The organism is Saccharopolyspora erythraea (genome assembly GCF_018141105.1).
GTDB lineage: Bacteria > Actinomycetota > Actinomycetes > Mycobacteriales > Pseudonocardiaceae > Saccharopolyspora_D > Saccharopolyspora_D erythraea_A.
Window position 1 is genome coordinate 2,636,250 of sequence record NZ_CP054839.1, and the last position, 19,673, is coordinate 2,655,922.

Annotated in this window: 17 protein-coding genes and 4 tRNA genes; 13 read left to right on the forward strand and 8 right to left on the reverse strand. The window is 70.3% G+C overall.

From position 1 onward, the window contains the following. The first annotated feature begins 106 nt into the window (after positions 1 to 106). Positions 107 to 1,447 (forward strand): MFS transporter, encoded by a 1,341-nt coding sequence (locus HUO13_RS12315; RefSeq protein ID WP_211901520.1) that lies wholly within the window; start codon positions 107 to 109, stop codon positions 1,445 to 1,447. A 168-nt stretch (positions 1,448 to 1,615) separates the two neighbouring features. Here the strand turns inward: HUO13_RS12315 and HUO13_RS12320 are convergent, their stop codons facing one another. Beyond that, complete coding sequence (locus HUO13_RS12320) at positions 1,616 to 2,704, reverse strand: Zn-dependent alcohol dehydrogenase (protein ID WP_211901521.1); 1,089 nt, start codon at positions 2,702 to 2,704, stop codon at positions 1,616 to 1,618. Between the two features lie 73 nt (positions 2,705 to 2,777). Next, positions 2,778 to 3,824: an LLM class F420-dependent oxidoreductase gene (locus HUO13_RS12325; protein WP_211901522.1), complete on the reverse strand. Its 1,047-nt coding sequence runs from the start codon at positions 3,822 to 3,824 to the stop codon at positions 2,778 to 2,780. A gap of 295 nt (positions 3,825 to 4,119) precedes the next feature. Between HUO13_RS12325 and HUO13_RS12330 the strand changes: the two genes are divergently transcribed. The 3 genes from HUO13_RS12330 to HUO13_RS12340 all read left to right on the forward strand — a co-directional run bounded on the left by HUO13_RS12330 (position 4,120) and on the right by HUO13_RS12340 (position 6,598). After that, a complete protein-coding gene (locus HUO13_RS12330; RefSeq protein ID WP_211901523.1) occupies positions 4,120 to 5,097 on the forward strand; it encodes a Ppx/GppA phosphatase family protein in 978 nt (325 codons plus the stop codon). Positions 5,098 to 5,261: 164 nt separating this feature from the next. Further along, positions 5,262 to 5,660, forward strand: coding sequence for a phage holin family protein (locus HUO13_RS12335; RefSeq protein ID WP_211901524.1), 399 nt, complete (start codon positions 5,262 to 5,264; stop codon positions 5,658 to 5,660). A gap of 296 nt (positions 5,661 to 5,956) precedes the next feature. After that, positions 5,957 to 6,598, forward strand: a complete 642-nt coding sequence (locus HUO13_RS12340; protein WP_249124707.1) for an ESX secretion-associated protein EspG — start codon at positions 5,957 to 5,959, stop codon at positions 6,596 to 6,598. A gap of 130 nt (positions 6,599 to 6,728) precedes the next feature. Here HUO13_RS12340 and lhgO read toward each other — a convergent pair whose 3' ends face one another. Next, positions 6,729 to 7,937, reverse strand: coding sequence for an L-2-hydroxyglutarate oxidase (lhgO, locus tag HUO13_RS12345; RefSeq protein WP_211901526.1), 1,209 nt, complete (start codon positions 7,935 to 7,937; stop codon positions 6,729 to 6,731). Positions 7,938 to 8,011: 74 nt separating this feature from the next. On the opposite strand from lhgO, the gene pepE reads away from it, so the two are divergent. The 5 genes from pepE (at position 8,012) to HUO13_RS12370 (ending at position 13,023) form a co-directional block, all read left to right on the forward strand. Next, positions 8,012 to 8,773, forward strand: coding sequence for a dipeptidase PepE (gene pepE, locus HUO13_RS12350; RefSeq protein ID WP_211901527.1), 762 nt, complete (start codon positions 8,012 to 8,014; stop codon positions 8,771 to 8,773). Positions 8,774 to 9,265: 492 nt separating this feature from the next. Next, a complete protein-coding gene (locus HUO13_RS12355; RefSeq protein WP_249124709.1) occupies positions 9,266 to 11,539 on the forward strand; it encodes a sensor histidine kinase in 2,274 nt (757 codons plus the stop codon). Positions 11,540 to 11,558: 19 nt separating this feature from the next. Then, positions 11,559 to 11,984, forward strand: coding sequence for a roadblock/LC7 domain-containing protein (locus HUO13_RS12360; RefSeq protein ID WP_009942554.1), 426 nt, complete (start codon positions 11,559 to 11,561; stop codon positions 11,982 to 11,984). Between the two features lie 12 nt (positions 11,985 to 11,996). Beyond that, complete coding sequence (locus tag HUO13_RS12365; RefSeq protein ID WP_211902843.1) at positions 11,997 to 12,374, forward strand: DUF742 domain-containing protein; 378 nt, start codon at positions 11,997 to 11,999, stop codon at positions 12,372 to 12,374. A gap of 22 nt (positions 12,375 to 12,396) precedes the next feature. Next, positions 12,397 to 13,023, forward strand: coding sequence for a GTP-binding protein (locus HUO13_RS12370; RefSeq protein ID WP_211901529.1), 627 nt, complete (start codon positions 12,397 to 12,399; stop codon positions 13,021 to 13,023). A gap of 73 nt (positions 13,024 to 13,096) precedes the next feature. Here HUO13_RS12370 and HUO13_RS12375 read toward each other — a convergent pair whose 3' ends face one another. The 4 genes from HUO13_RS12375 to HUO13_RS12390 all read right to left on the reverse strand — a co-directional run bounded on the left by HUO13_RS12375 (position 13,097) and on the right by HUO13_RS12390 (position 16,868). Continuing rightward, entirely contained in the window at positions 13,097 to 14,476 is a 1,380-nt protein-coding gene (locus tag HUO13_RS12375) for a tryptophanase (protein ID WP_211901530.1), read from the reverse strand. Between the two features lie 38 nt (positions 14,477 to 14,514). Beyond that, a complete protein-coding gene (locus HUO13_RS12380; protein ID WP_249124712.1) occupies positions 14,515 to 15,603 on the reverse strand; it encodes a tryptophan dimethylallyltransferase family protein in 1,089 nt (362 codons plus the stop codon). Between the two features lie 733 nt (positions 15,604 to 16,336). Continuing rightward, a tRNA-Val gene (locus tag HUO13_RS12385) sits at positions 16,337 to 16,408 on the reverse strand. 49 nt (positions 16,409 to 16,457) lie between these two features. Next, positions 16,458 to 16,868 carry a TIGR02611 family protein gene (locus HUO13_RS12390; RefSeq protein WP_211901531.1) on the reverse strand — a complete coding sequence of 137 codons (411 nt, stop codon included), beginning with the start codon at positions 16,866 to 16,868 and terminating at the stop codon, positions 16,458 to 16,460. An 888-nt stretch (positions 16,869 to 17,756) separates the two neighbouring features. Between HUO13_RS12390 and HUO13_RS12395 the strand changes: the two genes are divergently transcribed. The 4 genes from HUO13_RS12395 to HUO13_RS12410 all read left to right on the forward strand — a co-directional run bounded on the left by HUO13_RS12395 (position 17,757) and on the right by HUO13_RS12410 (position 18,621). Continuing rightward, positions 17,757 to 18,182: an SsgA family sporulation/cell division regulator gene (locus HUO13_RS12395; RefSeq protein ID WP_011873518.1), complete on the forward strand. Its 426-nt coding sequence runs from the start codon at positions 17,757 to 17,759 to the stop codon at positions 18,180 to 18,182. 173 nt (positions 18,183 to 18,355) lie between these two features. Further along, positions 18,356 to 18,428 (forward strand) — tRNA-Gly (locus HUO13_RS12400). 45 nt (positions 18,429 to 18,473) lie between these two features. Then, positions 18,474 to 18,545 (forward strand) — tRNA-Cys (locus HUO13_RS12405). Position 18,546: 1 nt separating this feature from the next. Next, positions 18,547 to 18,621: transfer RNA gene (locus HUO13_RS12410), tRNA-Val, on the forward strand. 120 nt (positions 18,622 to 18,741) lie between these two features. Here HUO13_RS12410 and HUO13_RS12415 read toward each other — a convergent pair. Further along, complete coding sequence (locus HUO13_RS12415) at positions 18,742 to 19,569, reverse strand: aldo/keto reductase (protein ID WP_211901532.1); 828 nt, start codon at positions 19,567 to 19,569, stop codon at positions 18,742 to 18,744. Positions 19,570 to 19,673 lie beyond the last annotated feature (104 nt).

Here is a 19,673-nt window from a genome sequence, read left to right on the forward strand (position 1 = left end):
GCCCCGCTACCGCTCAGAGAAAGCGTCCTTGACGGTCGAAGAGACGTAGCTCACAGTCATACCAACCAGTCGGTCTGGACCTGTTGCCGAACCGAGGAGACAGCCGATGACCTTGAGCGAGCAGGCGGGCACCCGCGACCACGCCTCCCGCAAGCTGATGATCGCCGCGCTGATCGCGTCGTCCATCGAGTGGTACGACTTCTTCATCTACGCCACCGCCGCGGCCCTGGTCTTCGGGCCGCTGTTCTTCCCCGACTCCACGCCGCTGATCGGCATCCTGCTCTCCTTCGCCACCTTCTGGGCGGGCTTCGTGTCCCGGCCGCTGGGCGGCCTGGTCTTCGGCCACCTCGGCGACCGCATCGGCCGCAAGCCCGCGGTCGTGACGTGCCTGATCATGATGGGCGGGGCGACCTTCCTCATCGGCGTCCTGCCCGGCGCGGCCACCATCGGCGTGCTCGCGCCCGTACTGCTGGTGGCGCTGCGGTTCCTGCAGGGCATCGCCGTCGGCGGGCAGTGGGGCGGCATCATCCTGCTGCTCACCGAGAACTCCGCGGGCTCGCGCCGCGGCCGGGCGGGCACCTTCGGCCAGATGGGCGTCCCCCTCGGCGTGATCCTCGGCAACGCGGCGTTCCTGCTGGTCGGCGCGACCGTCCCGCACGAGGCGTTCCTGTCGTGGGGCTGGCGGATCCCGTTCCTGGCCAGCGCGGCACTGGCACCGGTGGTGCTGTTCATCCAGCTCAAGGTCGAGGACACCCCGGTGTTCCAGGAGCTCAAGGAACGCAAGCAGCAGGAGGCCGCGCGGGTCGAGCAGGCACCGCTGATGGAGGTCCTGCGCTCCCACAAGCGGACCGTGCTGCTGGGTTCGGGGCTGCTGTTCGCCACCAACGCGGTGTTCTACATCAGCATCTCGGGCCTGCTGGCCTACGCGACCACTGAGCTGGACATGGACCGCAACGCGTTGCTGCTGCTCGCGCTGGGATCCTCGGCGGTCGGCGTCGCGACGATCTTCCTCAGCGGCGCGCTGTCGGACCGGTGGGGAAGGCGGCCGCTGATCTTCGCGGGCGCGGGTCTGCTGCTGGTCTGGGCGTTCCCGTTCTTCTGGCTGGTCGACACCGCGACCCTGCTCGGCGTCGCCATCGCCACGACGGTGGGCAGCGTCGGGTCGAGCCTGACCTACGGGCCGCTGGCGGCCTACCTCAGCGAGCTGTTCGAGCCGCGGGTCCGCTACTCCGGCGCGTCCCTGGCCTACCAGCTCGCCGCCATCCTGGTCAGTGGCGGCACCCCGTTCATCATGACCGCGCTGCTGGCCGCGACCGGGACCTCGGCGTCGGTGGCGGCGTTCCTGTTCGCCATGGCGCTGGTGACCCTGCTGTCGGCGTGGGGGCTGCGAGAGACGCGGCCGACCGCGGCGACCGACCCGGCGGCTGCCCGGGTCGCGCAGGCGTAGCGGTCCGCGACGGCTGGCGGGCGGTGCGGACCGCCCGCCAGCCGTCGCCGGGTTCGCACTACTTCCGGTGGCGGAACTTCAGGCGCCCGCTGGCCCGGGTTCCTCTCCCGTATCGCCTGAACGGGGCGGTGCGTGGAAAGCCCGCACCGCCCCGTTCTCGCGACGTCCCTACTCGAACACCACCACGCTGCGGGCCCCGTGCCCGGCCTTCATCCGCGCGAAGGACTCACCGATGTCTTCCAGCGCGATCCGCTGCGACACCAGCGAGTCCAGGTCCAGCGCCCCGTCCCGGTAGTGCTGGAGCAGCACCGGGACGTCGACCCGCGGGTCGGTGCTGCCGTACATGCAGCCCCGCAGCGTGCGGGCGAAGTGGCCGATCTCCAGCGCGTTGAAGGTGACCTCGTCGGAGACCGAGCCCAGCCCGACGATCGTGGCCTGCCCGCCGCGCCGGGTCGCCGACCACGCGCCCCGGATGGTCTCGGCCCGGCCCACGCACTCGAAGGCGTGGTCCGCGCCGCGGCCCTCGGTGAGCTTGCGGATCCGCTTGCTCAGGTCGGACGACGGCTCCAGCGCGTGGGGCGCACCGAGCCGCCGGGCGAGGTCGAACTTCTCCACCGCCGGGTCCACCGCGATGATCGGACCCGCCCCGGCGATCCGCGCGGCCTGCACCGCGCACAGCCCGATGCCACCGAGCCCGAAGACGACCACGCTCTCACCGGGACGCACGCGCGCGGCGTTGAACACCGCTCCGGCGCCCGTCAGCACCGCACACCCGAGCAGCGCGGCCTGCTCCAGCGGCACGTCCTCCGGCAGCGGGATGCAGGCGTTGGCGCCCACCAGGGTCTCGGTGGCGAAGGCCGCGGTGCCCAGACCCGGGTACACCGGGGTGGTGTCAGCGAGCGTGCCGTAGGGCCGGCCCATGGCGTCGCTCGCGTGCGGGCACAGGTAGGGCTGCTGGTGCGTGCAGAACCAGCACTCCCGGCACGGCGGCGTCCAGTTGAGCACCACCGGGTCGCCGGGGCGCAGCCCCTCCACGCCCTCGCCGACCTCGACCACCCGGCCCGCGCCCTCGTGGCCCAGCACCACCGGCGCCGGGTGCGCCAGCACGCCGGTCGCCAGCGACAGGTCGGAGTGGCAGACCCCCGTCGCGGCCAGCTTCACCCGGACCCGGCCGGGACCGGGAGCGGGCAGCTCGACGTCCTCCACCCGCAGCTCGCCGCCGATCTCCCGCAGCACCGCTGCCTGTGCGGCTGTCATCAATGGTCTCCTTCGGTGGGCAGTGCCCTGGCGGCGGCCGCCAGGCGCCGGACAGGGGCTGGGACGCGGTGGGTCAGAGCTCGTCGGCGAGCCGGCGGACGCGTTCGATGAGGTTGGTGCGGCCCTGCGCCGTGCCGGCCAGCGGGGTGACGTTGAGGGTGGTCACGCCGGACTCCCGCAGCGCGGCCAGCCGCTCCTTGACGTGGCCCTCCGGTCCGATCAGCGAGGTCTTGACCAGCAGCTCCTTCGGGACCGCCGCGGCGGCCTCGTCCTTCTTGCCCGCCAGGTAGAGGTCCTGGATCTTCTCGGCCTCGGCCTCGTAGCCGTAGCGGGTGGCCAGGTCGTTGTAGAAGTTGCGGCCCTTGGCACCCATGCCCCCGATGTAGAGCGCGAGCATCGGGCGCATGCCGTCGAGGTAGTCGTCGAGGCCCTCGCCGATGGCCAGTGGCGCCTGCGCCACCACGTCGAGCTCGGGCAGGGACGCGTCGCGCTTGGCCTTGCCCGCGGCCAGCGAGTCGCCCCAGACCTCCCCGGCCTTCTCCGGCACGTAGAAGATCGGCTCCCACGCCTCGGCGATCTCGGCGACCATCGCGACGTTCTTCGGGCCGATGGCGGCGATCATGACCGGAATCCGCTCGCGCACCGGGTGGTTGATCAGCTTCAGCGGTTTGCCCAGGCCGGTGCCCTGGCCCTCGGGCAGCGGGATCTGGAAGTGCTTGCCCTCGTGCACCACCTTCTCCCGCCGCCACACCTGGCGGCAGATGTCGACGATCTCGCGGGTGCGACCGAGCGGGGCGTGGTAGGGCACGCCGTGGAAGCCCTCGATGACCTGCGGTCCGGACGCGCCGATGCCGAGGGTGAAGCGCCCCCCGGAGACGTAGTCCATCCCGGCGGCGGTCATCGCGGTCAGAGTGGGCGTCCGGGTGTAGATCTGCAGGATCCCGGAGGCGATCTCCAGCCGCTCGGTGCGGGCGGCGATGAAGCCCATCTGGCTCACCGCGTCGAAGGAGTACGCCTCCGGGACGTACACGATGTCAAGTCCGGCCTTCTCGTAGCCGGCGAGCTCGTCGACGGTCTCCTTGAACCCGCCGCTGTAGTTGAGCGGCATACCGATGCGCATGGTGGTCCTCTCCGTTGCGGCCCGCGGCGACGCGTTCCGGCTCCGCCGCCGAGGTGCCCAGAGGTTACCGCCGGGTAAGCGGGTTTCGGGAGTCCCCGGGCGCCTTCGTCGCGCCCCACTTCGGTGTGAAGCCCGGAGTGAAGGCGGCCACGTGCCCGGGAGCCCGGGTGGGTCGATCCGGAATAATGGGACACATGTACCTATCTCAGCCTTGCTTCCGGTCCGTCACCTGCCGTGCGCGGGCGAACGCGGTGCGTCGCGTTTGCCCAGGTGCCGCATCGGGAACGGGTATCGGATGAGGCTGGGACTGCTGGACGTCGGATCGGCCGCCGCGCACCTGGAGGTGGTCGACCTCGACAGGAGCCGCCTGCCGCGCGCGTCCTGGAGCCACAAGGCGCGGACCCGGCTCGCCGAGAACACCACACCTGATGGGGTGGTCACCGCCCTCGGCATCGAGCAGGCCGAGCGCGCCGTGCGCGAGTGCGTCCGGGCCGCGCGGACCGAGGCGCCGGACGTGCTGGTCGCCTACGGCACCTCCGCGGTGCGCGACGCGGTCAACGGCGTCGAACTGAGGAGGTGCCTCGGCGACGTGGCGGGCGTGCGGATCGGCGTGCTCACCCCGCGCGACGAGGCCGCCCTGACCTACCACGCCGCGTGGCGCTGGCACGGTCGCGCGGGCGCGACGATGACCACCGTCGACATCGGCGGCGGTACCAGCGACGTCGCCACCGGCGCCGGGCCCTACCCCGACGACGTCGTCTCGCTGCCATTCGGCGCGGCACGGCTGACCCGCCAGTACCTCCCCGGCGACCCGCCGGGCCCGGACCAGGTCGAGGAGCTGGTGTCGGCGATCCGCGGCGACGTCCGGCGGTCGCTGCGCCACCTGCCGGGCACCGAGCTGGGGCACCCGGTCGCGCTGTCGAAGGTGCTGCGCCAGCTCGCGGTGCTGACCGAGAGCTCCGGAGTCCGCGCCGTGCGCCACCCCGACCGGCTGGCACGGGCGAACCTGGAGAGCTGGATCCCGAAGCTGGCCTCGCTGAGCCAGGCCGAACGCGCCAAGCTGCCCGGTGTGTCGCGCACCCGCGCGCGACGCATCCTGGCCGGTGCCGTGGTCGCCGAGGTCATCCTCGACGCGATCGGGCTCGAGCAGCTTGAGATCTGCCCGTGGGGACTGCGCGAGGGCATGGTCTTCCGCTTCGCCGAGGCGTGCGAGCGGGCGGGCGGGGTCTCCGGAGAGACGCTGCACGCGGCGTCGGCGGAGATCTTCACCTGAGCACCCGCTTCGGTGCAGACCCTCCGGGATCTTTCTCTCACGTACAGCCGTACGCCGCGGAAAGGCCGTCCCTGCCAACCGGGCACTGCCGAGAACCGGCGCAAGATCCCCGGAACAAGTAGCGTCGAAAGGGTCAACCGCCGTCTAGTCAGGAAGGTCGCGACGTGGCCGTTCTGGTGCACATCCTGATCACCATGGTCGCGGTGTGGCTGACCACGCTGCTGCCCGGGATCACGCTCGGCGGGCACGACACCCCGGCGCAGATCCTCACGCTGCTCGCGGTGGCGGTCGTGTTCGGGCTCGTCAACGTGGTGCTCAAGCCGATCGCCAAGACGCTGGGCTGCCTGCTCTACGTGCTGACGCTGGGCCTGTTCGGGCTCGTGGTCAACGCGTTGCTGCTCTGGCTGACCAGCTACCTGGCAGGCGAGCTGGGCCTGCCGTTCCACGTCGACGGCTTCTGGCCGGCGTTCTGGGGCGCGTTGATCATCACGATCGTCAGCAGCGCGCTGCATGGCGTCGTCCGGCGGGCGCGAACCCCCGGCGAGGAGCGGCCGAGGGTCTGAAAGGCGCTGAACGCGCGGGGGCGGGCCAAGCGGCTTCGCCGCTCCAAGAGTCGTAGACAGCCTCTGAGCGCGCCGGGGACCGGCCGGAGCGGCCGTTGGAGTGGTCGGTCGGTGCGGGCGCGGACGCCGCGGTGATCGGCCGACTATCCTCAACTGCTCGAAACCAGTCGCCGGAGTCGGGGATGCGCTGCACTTTCCGGGAGTTCCAAGCCCTCGCCAGCTCAGGCGTCACGCGCGCTGGTGCCTCGGAGGCCGTTGCCTTTCTGACCGGCAGGCCGGGCTCCGGGCCGCCGAGCATGCCCTACCGGCTCGAGGCCCGCTGGCAGGACGTGCTGACCGCGCTGGCGGGCGGCGCGGTGTACGGGTTCCTGCGGATCACCGAACCCGGCGCTGACGAGACGCGCGTGTTGGTGGCCGTCGAGCGCGCCACCGCCGTGCGGGTCGTGGTGCGCGGCGAGGAGGTAACGGCCGACCAGGTCCGCCCCGACGCGCCGTGGCCTGCGCTGACGGGCGCGCTGCCGGAGGCGGCGGCTGCAGTGGGGAGCGAGGTCACGCTGCCGAGCCGGATCCTGGCCGAGGCGCGTGCCGAGGCCGCCGGGCGCGGTGACGACCAGGTCGACTGGCTGGCCTACGAGCTCCGGTTGCGCGAGGTCCCTCCGGACGACGCCAGGGCTGTGGGAGCGTTGCTGCGTCAGGCCGACGAGGTGACCGCGCGGATCGGGATCGCGCTGTGCCGGTCCGACGGCACGCTGCTGCGCGCGCCGTCGGAGATCGAGGTGCTGCACTCGCCGACCGGCCGGGTCGCCGTGGTCCCGGAGGTGCCCGACGACTCCTACGCGATGGTCACACCCGCGGGCAGCTTCGCCCTGGGAAGGGCCTTGCAGCGCTACACCGAGGTGCTGTGGGAGCAGGCGGAGGAACTCGACCGGCCGGCCTGAGAAGCGGTCTTCGAACTCAGCTTGAGTGGCAGTTCCGGTGGCGGAACCGGTTGCGAGGACGGGCCAAGCGGCTTCGCCGCTTCAAAGACCAAAGACAGGCACTCAGGCGCCCTCTGGCTCCGGGCGGAACCTACGCGGCGTCCAGCGACCGCCGGGTCCGCTCGGCGATGTCGGCCCCGATCAGCAGGGACGCGGTGGCCGCGGGGGACGGGGCGTTGAGCACGTGCACCCAGTGCCGGTCCTCGACCACCAGGAAGTCGTCGACCAGGGTGCCGTCGGGCCGCACGGCCTGCGCGCGCACGCCCGCCTCCGCCCGGCGCAGGTCGCTGCCGCGCAGGCCGGGCAGCAGCCGCTGGGCTGCGCGCACGAACAGCGGCTTGAACGCCGACCGCGCGATCTCACCCGCGCCGGTCCGCCAGTACTTCCTGGCCAGCACCCGCAGCGCCGGGTCGGTCGCCAGCCTGCGCAGGTGCGCCCCGGACCACGAGCGCCAGTCGTAGCCCTCGCGCGAGAGCGCGGGCACCGCGTTGGGGCCGACGTGCAGGCTGCCGTCGACCATCCGCGTGAGGTGCACGCCGAGGAACGGGAAGGCCGGGTCGGGCACCGGGTAGACCAGCGCGTGCACCAGGTCGCGGGCGGCACCGGTGGTCTCGAAGTACTCGCCGCGGAACGGCAGGACGCGCGCGGGCGGCTCGGCCCCGGCGAGCTCGGCGACGACGTCGCTGTGCAGCCCGGCGCAGTTGACCGCGTGCCGGCTGCGGATCTCCCCGGTCGTGGTCTCCAGGACCAGTTCCGCCCCGTCGGTGCGGACTCCGACGAGCTCGGTGCCGTGGTGCAGCTCGACCCCGAGCCCGGCCAGCAGCCCGGCCAGCCGGCGGGCGACCGCCCCGAAGTCGGTGATCCCGGCGTCGGGCACCAGCAGGGCCCGGATGCCGCGCACGTTCGGTTCCCGTTCGCGCAGCGAGGCGGGGTCGAGCTCGGTGACCCGAACGCCGTTGGCCTCGCCCCGCCTGGCCAGCTCGGCCAGCCGCGGCAGCTCGTCGTCCGATGTCGCCACCACGACCTTCCCGGTCCGTTCGACGGGAATCCCGTGCTCGGCGCAGAAGGCGTACATCGCCTCGCCGCCCGCCCTGGCCAGACGGGCCTTGCCGCTGCCAGGCGGGTAGTACAGTCCACTGTGGATGACGCCGGAGTTGTGGCCGGTCTGGTGCGCGCCCCAGGCCGGTTCCTTGTCGATCACCGCGATCCGCCGCTCGCGCCCGTCGCGCGCGAGCGCGAACGCGGTCGCCAGCCCGACGATGCCGCCGCCGATGATGGTCACGTCGTTGGTCGCCGTCATGGCCGCCATCCTCGCCGCCACGGCCGGCCGGTTCCAGTGCCGTCCCGGGCGCGTGGCCCGGGAGTGGGGATAGCTTGGAACCGGCCGCCGGCCTCTCGCGGAAGGGCAAGGACGTGGAACTGCTGCTGCTCTCCAGCTCGACGACGCACACCAGCACCTTCCTCGGCTACGCGCTGGAGGCCGTGTCGCGGTGGCTGGACGGCCGCGACCGGCTGGTCTTCGTGCCCTACGCCAAGCGGGAGCACGACGCCTACACCGATGCGGTGCGGGAGGCGCTCCGCCCGCTCGGCGTCCGGGTGGAGGGGCTGCACCGGGCAGGCGACCCCGTCGCGGCGGTGCGCGAGTCCGAAGCCGTGTTCGTCGGCGGTGGCAACACCTTCCGCCTGCTTTCGGCCCTCTACGCGCGCGACCTGGTGGCGGCGCTGCGTGAGGCCGTCGGCGACCGAACCCGCTACATGGGCTCCAGCGCGGGGACGAACATGGCCTGCCCGACGCTGCGGACCAGCAACGACATGCCGATCGTGCAGCCGCCGTCGTTCGACGCGCTCGGCCTGGTGCCCTTCCAGATCAACCCGCACTACCTGGACCCGGACCCGGCGGGCACGCACATGGGGGAGACGCGGGAGGAGCGCATCGCCGAGTTCCTGGAGGAGAACGACGTCCCGGTCCTCGGAGTGCGCGAGGGCTCGTGGGTGCGGGTGAGCGGCGAGCGCGCCAAGCTCGGCGGTGCCGCGGGCGCCCGGCTGTTCACCAGGGGAGCCGAACCCCGCGAGCTGACCGCCGGCGCGGATCTCTCCTGCCTGCTGGGCGAACGGCCGCGCTACGACCTCGGGTGAGCGAGGCTCGCTCCCCGTTGCCGCCGCGCGCTACCGGCGGTCAGACGGATGCCCCGAAATAGGTAGATCGGACCAAGGGACTCACCCGAAAAGCCTTCATGTGATCGGATAAGATCCTCCGAAGGGCACCATGATCACATTGTGCTAAGGTCCGAATCATCCTGCTGGGTGGTGTCGCAACAGCGGCGTTGAGGCGGGAACTGGTAGTGGTCCGGCTGCGAAACGAAGGTGCGACTCAATGGCCACGCCGACGGGCACACCTCGTCCGAGGCGTCGGCGACCCGGCAGCTCACTCGCTCCGCACCGGGGTCGCCCACGGACCTTTCCCGATGTGAGACGCGGTCGCCCTCGCCCACCGCAAGTCAATCCCGGTCGGCATGCCCTCGGGCGGTTCAATAGTTCTGGAGCGCTGTGAGTCGAACAAGCAGTTCCGAGAGTAGTGACTACAGGACCATCCGGTCACGCCTTACCAGGGTGGTCATCCTGCCCAGCGTGGTGCTGCTGGTCATGTGGGCGGTCTTCTCCTCCTACACCATCTTCGAGGGCTTCTACCTGCGCACCGTCGGTCTCGGCGTGAAGGAAGCCTCGATCCCCGCGGTCAACAGCCTTGTGGCGCTGCAGAAGGAGCGCCAGCTGACGATGCTCAGCCTGGGCCACAGCCCGGCCGCCACGGCGACGCTGCCCGCTCAGCGGGCCGAGACCGACCGCGCCGTGGACCAGATGAAGTCCAAGATGCAGGGCCTGCTCTCCGGTGCGCCGGACAACATCGTGCAGGGTGCCGACAAGCTCGTGTCGCTGCTCGACCAGCTCCCGCAGGAGCGCGGCCGCATCGACGGGCACACCGCGAGCCCCGAAGAGGTCTTCGACTACTACAACAGCGTGCTCGACGCCGGCGGCAACCTGTTCGAGACCCAGTCGCGGCTGGTGCCCGACGGCGAGTCGATCCAGGGCGCGCTGACGGCCACCGACCTGTTCCGGGCCGCCGACCAGATGTCCAGGGTCGCCTCCCTCGGCGGCAACGCGGTCGCCGCCGGGCGGTTCACCCCCGAGCAGCACACGACGTTCGTCAGCCTGGTCGGGTCCTACCGCTCCAAGCTGATCACCGACGCGCCGAACCTGCAGCCGCAGGCCAAGGCCGAGTACGAGCAGCTGCTCAACAGCGACGCGTGGCGCAACCTGCAGCAGCTGGAGAACCAGCTGATCTCGCACCCCCCGCAACAGAGCGGCGACCTGCGCGTCACCGAGCAGCAGTGGCTCGACGCCAGCAACCAGGTCGCCGACGAGCTGGTCAGGATCGTCATCTCGCACTCGACCCAGGCGGTCGAGCTGGTGCTGGCCAACGGCAACGCGCGCTACTTCGAGGTCATCATCGGCAGCGCGGTCGCGCTGCTCGCGGTGATCCTCGGAATCGTGCTGGCGATCCGCAACTCCCGCAGGCTGGTCGACCGCGCGCTGGTCACCCGGCTGGCGAACCTGCGCACCGACTCCCTGACCCTGGCCCAACAACGGCTGCCCGACATCATGACCCGCCTGGAGCGCGGCGAGAAGGTCGACATCGAGACCGAGCTGCCCGCCCTGGACTACGGCGGCGACGAGATCGGCCAGGTGGCCGACGCCTTCAACACCGCGCAGTTCACCGCGGTCTCGGCGGCGGTCAAGGAGAGCCAGGCCCGTGAGGGCGTCAACAAGGTCTTCCTCGGCATCGCCCACCGCAACCAGGGGCTGGTGCACCGCCAGCTCAAGGTGCTGGACAAGATGGAGCGCGAGGAGGAGAACCCCGAGCGGCTGGACACCCTGTTCCAGCTCGACCACCTCGCCACCCGGGCCCGGCGCAACGCCGAGAACCTGATCATCCTCGCCGGCGAGCAGCCGGGACGGCAGTGGCGCAAGCCGGTCCGCCTGGTCGACGTCCTGCGCGCCGCGGTCGCCGAGACCGAGCAGTACCACCGGGTCCGGGTCAACCAGGTGCCCGAGGTCGCCGTGCACGGCACCGCCGTCGGCGACGTCATCCACCTGTGCGCGGAGCTGATGGAGAACGCCACCGCGTTCTCGTCCCCGCGGTCCCAGGTCCAGGTCCACAGCAGCGACACCCCGCGCGGCGTGCTGGTGCAGATCGAGGACCAGGGTCTGGGCATGCGTCCCGCCGCCAGGGACGACGCCAACGAACTCCTGGTGAACCCCCCGAGGTTCGAGGACATCACCCTGCGCGGTGACTCCCGGCTCGGCCTGTTCGTGGTCGCCAGGCTCGCCGCGAGGCGCGGCATCGAAGTGGATCTCCGAGAGTCCGCCGAGGGAGGGATCGTGGCCTTCGTGCTGCTGCCCTCCGAAATCGTGGTGTCCGAGAAGGGGCACGAGGATCCGCCGGAGACGATGCGCGTGGCCGCGGCCAACCAGCTGTCGCCCATGGTTCCCCGCAACCGGGAGGGCAGCACACCCGCGACCGAGCGCGATCTTCCGGCACCCCGCAGGGAGGTCGAGCCGGTGGTCAGGAACGGGCGCAAACCTTCGGTGCCCGCCGAAACCCAGAACGAAAAGCCGGAGTTCCCCTCCGTGGACCCGGACGGAAGGCCGCCGTTGCCCAGACGGCGACGGCAGCAGAACCTCGTTCCCCAGCTGCGCGACGAACCACTGGAGCAGCAGGAGGAGCGCGAGTACCAGGTCGACCATTCGCCTGAGCGGACCCGAGGCAACATGACCGCCTTCCAGCGCGGTACCCGCAAGGCACGTCGCAGCGACGACGGTTCCGACCGTGATTCTCTCCAGTGACCGAAGGGGCAGTGTGTGCATGAGCGAGAAGGTCGGCTCAGACGCCGAGTTGAACTGGCTGTTGGACGACCTGGTCCAGCGGGTCGTCGGGGCGCAGTACGCAGTCGTGCTCTCCTCCGACGGCCTGCTGCTGGCCAAGTCCGCTGAACTGTCGGTCGAGGACTCCGAGCACCTCTCCGCGATGGCCTCGGCCTTCCAGAGCCTGGCCAAGGAGACCGGCAGGCACTTCAAGGGCGGCAAGGTCCGCCAGACCATCGTCGAGATGGACCACGCGTTCCTGTTCGTCACCGCCGCCGGGAGCGGCGCCTGCCTGGCGGTGCTCGGCGAGGAGGAGGCCGACGTGGGGATGATCGCCTACGAGATGAACCTGCTCGTGGTCCGCGTGGGCAACTACCTCAGCTCCGCGCCTCGCGGTGGCGAGCCGGTCGACCTCAAGCAGGGCTGAGGCCCGACGATGATGGCTCGCGAGGACGACGTGTGGCTGGACGAGGCGGCGGGCCCGCTGGTCCGGCCCTATGCGATGACGCGGGGACGGACCCGTCCGACAAGCCCCGAACTGGACATGGTCACGCAGGTCGTGACCGCCCGCCGCGGCACCACCGACCGCTCCGGCCTGTCGGTGGAACACCTGGACATCCTCGAGCTCTGCAAGCGGCCGCTGTCGATCGCCGAAGTGGCCTCCTACCTCGACGTACCCCTGGTGGTGGGGAAGGTGCTGGTGGGCGATCTCATCGAGCGCGGCGACCTCATCGCGGGCTCGGCGTCGTCCAGAACGGCCGAGATGCCGAACCGAAAACTACTCCAGGCGGTGCTCGATGGTGTCCGCAGGCTCTGACCAAGCGCCCAAGGGGGATTCGATGTCCGAGACGCTCACCGCGCCGACAGCGGTGAAGATCGTCATCGCCGGCGGGTTCGGCGCGGGCAAGACCACGATGGTCGGCTCGGTGAGCGAGATCGTGCCGCTGCGCACCGAGGAGGTGCTCACCGAGGCCAGCGCCGGGGTCGACGACCTGGCGGGCATCGAGGAGAAGAACACCACGACCGTCGCGCTCGACTTCGGCCGCATCACGATCAACCAGCAGCTCGTGCTCTACCTGTTCGGCACGCCCGGGCAGGACCGGTTCTGGTTCATGTGGAACGAGCTCGCCCGCGGCGCGATCGGCGCGGTGGTGATCGTGGACACCCGGCGCATCGAGGCCAGCTTCCCGGCGATCGACTTCTTCGAGAGCCGCGGGATCCCGTTCATCGTCACGGTGAACCAGTTCGACGGCTCGATCCCCTACGGGGCCGAGGAGGTCCGCCACGCCCTCGACATCGACGACGAGGTGCCGGTGGTGGTCTCCGACGCCCGCAACCGGGAGGCGGCCAAGAACGCACTGGTCGAGCTGATCGAGTACTCGATCCGGCGGCTCGACGAGACCGAGGGCGAGGCCGGCGCCGGCGACGGCGAGCCGGTCGACAGCGAGGTCCCGGCCGCCCAGTAGCGAGGCGCGCAGGAGCGGGTGGTGGTCACCGGCGACCCGGTGACCACCACCCGCCCCTCGTCGTGCGCGGCCGTCAGCGGCGCGCGGCCGGCTCCAGGCGCAGGTGGAAGTGCCGCAGGAGCTCCGGCGCGTGGGTGATCCGGTAGCCCGGGACCCGCTCCGGCTCCTTTGCGATCGAAGCCAGCACGTCGCCGACGTACTCCAGGTGGCTGTGGTCGTAGACCCGGCGCGGGATGGCCAGCCGGACCAGCTCGTAGGGCGCGGGCGAGACCAGGGAGTGGTCGTCGTCGAGCTTGCCGAGGTAGAGCGAGCCGAGCTCGACGGCCCGGATGCCGCCTTCCAGGTAGAGCTGGCAGCCCAGCGCGTGGCCCGGGAAGTCGCCCGGTCGCAGGTGCGGCAGCAGCCTGCCCGCGTTGAGGTAGATCGCGTGCAGACCGGACGGCCGCACGGTGTCGACTCCCGCGCGGTGGGCCTCGTCGGCGAGGAAGGCCGCCTCGCGCTCGCGGTCGGCCAGGTAGCTGGGTTCCACCACCTCCCGCAGGCCCTGGGCGAGGGTTTCCATGGTGTGTCCGGTCATCCCGCCGTAGGTCCGGAAGCCCTCCCCGGCGATGACGTGGGCCTCGCACCGGGTCGCCAGCCCGGTGTCGTGCAACCCGATGAAGCCGCCGACGTGGGAAAGTCCGTCCTTCTTCAGGCTCGCCACGCACCCGTCGGCGAGCTCGAAGGCGGCGCGTGCGACCTCGCGCGGGGTCCAGTTCTCGTACCCCTCCTCCCGGCGGGTCACCAGCCACGCGTTCTCGGCGAACCGCGCCGCGTCGAGGAGGAACGGCACGCCGTGCCGGCGGGCGAGCTCGCTGACCGCGCGCAGGTTCGCCATCGACACGGGCTGGCCGCCACCGCCGTTGTTGGTGATGGTCATCAGGATCTGGCCGACCCGGCCGCCGGCATAGCCGGTCAGCAGCCGCTCGAGCGCGTCCAGGTCGATGTCGCCCTTGAACGGGGCATCGCTGTCGAGGTCGGCGGCTCCCGGGCACGGCAGGTCCAGCGCCTGGCAGCCGAGCAGCTCCACATTGGCCCGAGTGGTGTCGAAATGGGTGTTGCTGACGCTGATCTGGCCGGACTTGAGCAGTGCACCGAAGAGTATTCGTTCGCCGGCTCGTCCCTGGTGGACCGGCAGGATGTGCGGGTAGGGCACCAGGTCGGCCACCGACTCCCGGAACCGGTAGAACGACTCCGCGCCCGCGTACCTCTCGTCGGCGCGTTGTGCCCAGGCCTGCTGGTCGATTGAAAGCGCACCCGTACCGGAATCCGACATGAAGTCGATCGAGACCTTGTCGGCCTGGATGTTGAACGGGTTGTATCCGGCGCGGGCCAGTTCTCGTTCGCGTTCTTCCCTGGTGGTGATCGGAATGGGGCGCACGACCGCCGACACGTAAGGCCTGAGTTCTCGCATTGAGCTTCTCCTGGGTGTTGGTTCGAAACGCTCCGGTCTCAGCGGGCGAATTCGGCCAGCGCTGGTTTGTAGCTGTAGGCTTCCGACGACAAATAGATCGTGGTGCCGCTTTGCTGGGGTCCCGAGCGCAGGGAAATGTAGGAGATCAGTCCCGATCCGGCGTCCAGTGGGCGGGTGGAGACGGCCTCGATGGCGCGAGCCGCGAGCGTCGAGTCCTCCCCGCGGTCGCGCAGCAGTCGCAGAAGTCGCTGGCGGGCGATCGAATCGTTTGCGACGTAGTCCCGGATCGGCAGGTGCAGTGTGTGGAAGCTGGGGCGTGCGCCATCGCCTTCGACGAAGTCGTAAGCCGTGGTGAGGGGACGGTTGGAGAATGTGGGAACGTCGCCCGCCAGCGATTCGCAGAATCGCCGGATGTGCTCGGAGTCGATTCCCTCGACGGCCTCGGCCGCCCGTTGCGCGTCCAATGCCTGGGCGTCGTCGTGCATGATGTAGACCTTCACCCTGGCTCGCGGGCCGGGTTCGAGGTCGAGCGAGAAGAACGGGAGCCGGTCGAGGTTTCCGCGGGTGAGGCCGTATTCGGAGACGCAGTCGAACGCTCCGGGGAAGCCGAGCCGCTCCAGCGCCTCGGCGACCAGCCGGTGCGCCTCGGAGGCCCCCCGCACGTTGGGGTTGAAATAGATCTTCAGCGTCGGGTCCCGCGAGTCGGACCCGAAGATGAAGGAGATCCACAGGGAGAACTTGCCCTGCGGTTCACCGGGGAGAAACAGGTCGGAGACGGTGTCGAAACGGTTGAGGGAAGGCGCGTAGCGCTCGCTCAGCGCGCCCAGCAGTTGCAGTGCGGCGTGCAGGTTGCTGGTGGGTCCGGGGTTGGTCGCGAGCGGCTCACCGAGAATTCGCATTCGCGGACCGGCGTCGTCGTCGAGGGTGAACGACAATTCTACCGGAGTTTCGTCGTCGGCAACATCGCTCGGCCATAACGGCGGTTCCGAAATGGGCCTGAAGTAGGCTGGGCCGAGCAGCATGTCGATGGTCTCGAGTGGACCGTTGTCGTCGATTCCGAGCACGCCGCAGAGGTTTTTGACCTGGTGTGCTATGTATTCGCCAAGCGGGACACCGGCAGCGCGCATGGCGGCTCCGATCTGTGGTGCTGAACCGGAGGGGGGATCCGGTTTAATCGGCAACTACGACCGGTCACTCTAATGGGCTAAACTGGGAGTTGATACCCGCCGTAGGGGTGATCTTGCACTCAAAGTCCGACTTCAATGTCACGCGCCGTGTATGGGATGGTTGGCGGGCGGATGCCGGCGAGTCGCAACGATCGTCGGATTGAGAATTTATCGGGGAGTTATCTTCCGGTGACCGGATGGATCCTGCCGCGCTCTTGCCGGATCGGGGTCCGATGTGGCTCCGATGTGGATGAGCCTGTCCCCGGCCGTGGGTGTCCCTACCGGATGGACGTTGCGAAGTCCAGCGGGGACTTCCGCCGCGGCAGCCGCTCCGCCGGGCCGAGGCATGGCCGAGGAGCCTCCGCGGGGCGTTGGCAATCGTGTCGCGGGCGAGGTTGCGCGTCCGAGGCTCCAGCGGCGCCGTGTGCGCCCGCAGTCGGTCCTCGTCCGCCCGTCCCGGTCGCGTGCGCGCAGCGCGACCGACGGCGGCGAAGGGGGAGGGCGGGTGAGGCCCGCCGGAGCGTTGCCGCCACCGCGATAGGCCATTCCCGCGGCTGCTCCGATCTCCTCCGCCTTTCCGCACAAGAGCCGGAAGGCGGGTGTGTGGAGCGGCGGACTTCGGCAACGCTCGCGGAACAACGAAAAGGGCCTGGCCGCGATCTCCATTCGGAGTCTTGGCCAGGCCCTTTGCCTGTGGGCGATACTGGGATCGAACCAGTGACCTCTTCGGTGTGAACGAAGCGCTCTCCCGCTGAGCTAATCGCCCGTCTTCCGCCGCCGTTCCCGGCGACGAGAAGAACAATACACGATCGTTTTCAGTCCCCGAACAGGGGGGAGCGCAGCCACGGCCAGTGCAGGTCGAACCAGCCGCCGACGGTGCCGAACAGGCCGAGCAGCCACAGCGTGAGCAGCACGATCAGCCCGGTGGCGCCCATGACCGCCAGCTTGGTGGCCAGGTGCTGGCGGGACAGCCAGTCCATCCAGCGGTGGTAGTGGCGCTTGGCGAAGAGGTTGACCCGGTGCGCCCAGTGGAACTCGGTGGCCAGGATGCCCAGTCCCGCGAACACCACCAGCCAGCCGGGGCCGGGGTAGGGGATCATCGCGATGCCCGCCAGGAGCACGACGGCGCCGAAGGCCCCAAGGGTGATCCGGTAGGTCGCGTTGAGCGTTGGCCGTTCCCGGATCGACTCGCGGCGGTGGTGCAGCCTCTCCCGCCAGGCGTGCACCCGGGCGCGCCACGATGATCGCTTCTCCTCGGTCGCCTCCGCGGAGCGCGGCCGCGATTCGGCTCTGTTGCTCAGGGGACCCACCTGCCGGTTGCCTGGTTCGCTGGACTTCTACCGGGCGGCGGTTCGGCGTCGTGACGGCTGAGCCTCTGCGGCGCCCGCTGTCGGCCAGAATACGGCTCCGATCCGGTCATCGCGGACACCGCCGCCGGTGAGCCGGAGACGGCCTCCCGACGGGTTGTGACGTGAATCATGCGATTTCGCCGGCGCCCGGAGTCCTTCGGCCCTGTCGGGCGGCTTCGATCCTGGTCACACTGTGACGCCTGTCTCGGTGGTGCTTCAGCGGGCACGCGTGGCGGTGGAGGCGACCGGGCGGAGCGGTTGGTCCGACTCGGGGAACGCGCGTGGCGAGCGTCTCAGCGGACGCGTGCGGAACAGGGGGGACGCGGAGTTCATCGCTTATCCTGGTGGGGTCGCCGGAACAGGGCCGGAGAGCGGGAATTCGATCTCGCCGGGCGGCGTTGTCCGACGAACGCGATGGGTTCCTCCCGGGCGCGACCGCGCATGCGGTGGCGTGTGGGAACTGCCAGTGGCCGATCGCCGGGTGGTGCCGGGGCACGGGCTCCGGGCGGCGTCCGCCGGAGGGCGGACGGCCCATCCGGCGCTAGGGGATCGGCAGGGCTTACCGGGGGCGGCGGACCCGTTGGCGGGTCCGGTTTGAAAAGAGCGGGTGAACACGCTGCGCATTGCCTTGGTTGCCCAGCGAATTGGGGCCTGCCCCGTACGGGTGATCTATCCGCGAGTTGCGAGCCATCGGGCCCAGGAAGGCGTCACAACTGTGTTGCTCGGTCGATAAGCGGACCGAAAGGTAGTAGGAAGGCGAGGACAATGCGTAACGATCACGTGACACTCCGTTCAACGGCGGTGTTCGATCTGCTGGCCCCGCAGACGCCGGCCGTGCCGGTGCAGGTCGAGCTGCGCTACGACACTCGCGACCCCTACGCCGTGGTGGCCGCGTTCCGCACCGGCCGCGCGGGTTGGGTCGAATGGGTCTTCGCGCGCGACCTGCTGGCCGACGGCCTCATCGCGCACGCGGGCGTGGGCGATGTGACCATCCGCCCCGCGGTCGACGACCCCGAGGTCGTGGTGATCGAGCTGAGCTCCCCCTCCGGGCACGCCGTGTTCGAGGCTTCGGCGCAGGAGCTGGCCGACTTTCTGGACCGCACCTACGACGTGGTGGTCCCCGGCAACGAGAACCTGTGGGTCAACGTCGACGACGCGCTCACCCGCCTGTTGCCGCACGACCTGTCCTGACCGGCCCGCACTGGGTCTGGCCAGGTCCGACGCTGTTCAAGACCGGGTAGCGGGACCCCGGTTCGATCGCCGTTGGCGGCGTGGTCTAAAGTTTCTCGTGCAACGCGGCGGACGGCCGGAGATCGAGAACCCACACCAGGGATTCGAGATCGAAGTCGGCAAGCCGCAGGCAGGCGGACGTAGCGCAGCTGGTAGCGCATCACCTTGCCAAGGTGAGGGTCGCGGGTTCGAGTCCCGTCGTCCGCTCTGGATGAGTCAGGTCCAGCCCGTTTCGGATTGGATCCGAGGCACGGCGGAGTGGCCGAGTGGCTTAGGCAAGGGCCTGCAAAGCCCTGTACGCGGGTTCGATTCCCGCCTCCGCCTCGCGCGATTAGCTCAGTGGGAGAGCGCTACCTTGACACGGTAGAGGTCACTGGTTCAATCCCAGTATCGCGCACCAGTGATATTCGCGGTTCAGGCGCCCTGTCGATGAGTTCATCGACAGGGCGCCTGTTCGTCGTCCGGGTCTGCGACCCGCTTCCGGCGGTCGAGAGGCCGGGCCCGGCAGCGGTGGCCGGGGTCAGAACTCCTCGTGGCTGTCCGGGTCGCCTCCGATGCGCCGGTGCGGACGGTCGGCGACGGCGGTCATCTCGTCCTCGCCGAGCTCGAAGCCGAAGATGTCGAGGTTCAGCCGCTGGCGTCGCGGGTCCGCCGACTTCGCGATGGGCAGGGCGTCGAGCTGGAGGTGCCAGCGCAGCACCACCTGCGCGGGCGTGACGTCGTGCGCGCGGGCGATCTCGGTGATGGCGGGGTCGTCGAGCAGGGCACCGCGACCCAGCGGGCTCCAGCTCTCGGTGACGATGCCCTTGTCCGCGTGGTAGGCGCGCAGCTCGTCCTGCGGGAAGGCCGGGTGCAGCTCGACCTGGTTGATCGCGGGCAGCACGCCCGTCTCCCGCTCCAGGCGCTCGATGTGCTCGGGCGTGAAGTTGGAGACGCCGATCGAGCCGACCACGCCCTTCTCGCGCAGCTTGATCATCGCCTTCCACGAGTCCACGTACCTGTCGAGGCGGGGCAGCGGCCAGTGGATGAGGTAGAGGTCCACGTGGTCCAGGCCCAGCCTGCGCCGCGACTCCTCGAAGGAGGCGAGGGTCTCGTCGTGGCCGTGGTGGCGGCCCGGCAGCTTGGTCGTGACCACGACCTCCTCCCGGGGCACGCCGCTGCCGGTCACGCCGCGCCCGGTGCCGGTCTCGTTGCCGTAGTTGGCCGCGGTGTCGATCAGCCGGTATCCGATCTCGAGCGCGCCGCTCACGCCGCGCTCGGCCTCGGCGTCGTCCATCGGGTAGGTCCCGAGCCCCATGACCGGGATGTGCCGGCCGTCGTTGAGCGTGCGGGTCGCGATGCTGGTCACGGATCAACCTCTCCACGACTGGATGCGTCCTCCCCGAGCGTAACCACGAGCCGGCGGCTCGACCGGACACCGGCGATGAGGGCCGGGAACCGGCCGGGATCGTC

Bases quoted from the DNA above. Each gene is read 5' to 3' on its own strand.
- HUO13_RS12315 (WP_211901520.1), top strand. From the start codon at position 107: ATGACCTTGAGCGAGCAGGCGGGCACCCGCGACCACGCCTCCCGCAAG.
- HUO13_RS12320 (WP_211901521.1), bottom strand. From the start codon at position 2,704: ATGACAGCCGCACAGGCAGCGGTGCTGCGGGAGATCGGCGGCGAGCTG.
- HUO13_RS12325 (WP_211901522.1), bottom strand. From the start codon at position 3,824: ATGCGCATCGGTATGCCGCTCAACTACAGCGGCGGGTTCAAGGAGACC.
- HUO13_RS12330 (WP_211901523.1), top strand. From the start codon at position 4,120: ATGAGGCTGGGACTGCTGGACGTCGGATCGGCCGCCGCGCACCTGGAG.
- HUO13_RS12340 (WP_249124707.1), top strand. From the start codon at position 5,957: ATGCCCTACCGGCTCGAGGCCCGCTGGCAGGACGTGCTGACCGCGCTG.
- lhgO (WP_211901526.1), bottom strand. From the start codon at position 7,937: ATGACGGCGACCAACGACGTGACCATCATCGGCGGCGGCATCGTCGGG.
- HUO13_RS12360 (WP_009942554.1), top strand. From the start codon at position 11,559: ATGAGCGAGAAGGTCGGCTCAGACGCCGAGTTGAACTGGCTGTTGGAC.
- HUO13_RS12365 (WP_211902843.1), top strand. From the start codon at position 11,997: ATGGCTCGCGAGGACGACGTGTGGCTGGACGAGGCGGCGGGCCCGCTG.
- HUO13_RS12370 (WP_211901529.1), top strand. From the start codon at position 12,397: ATGTCCGAGACGCTCACCGCGCCGACAGCGGTGAAGATCGTCATCGCC.
- HUO13_RS12375 (WP_211901530.1), bottom strand. From the start codon at position 14,476: ATGCGAGAACTCAGGCCTTACGTGTCGGCGGTCGTGCGCCCCATTCCG.
- HUO13_RS12380 (WP_249124712.1), bottom strand. From the start codon at position 15,603: ATGCGCGCTGCCGGTGTCCCGCTTGGCGAATACATAGCACACCAGGTC.
- HUO13_RS12395 (WP_011873518.1), top strand. From the start codon at position 17,757: ATGCGTAACGATCACGTGACACTCCGTTCAACGGCGGTGTTCGATCTG.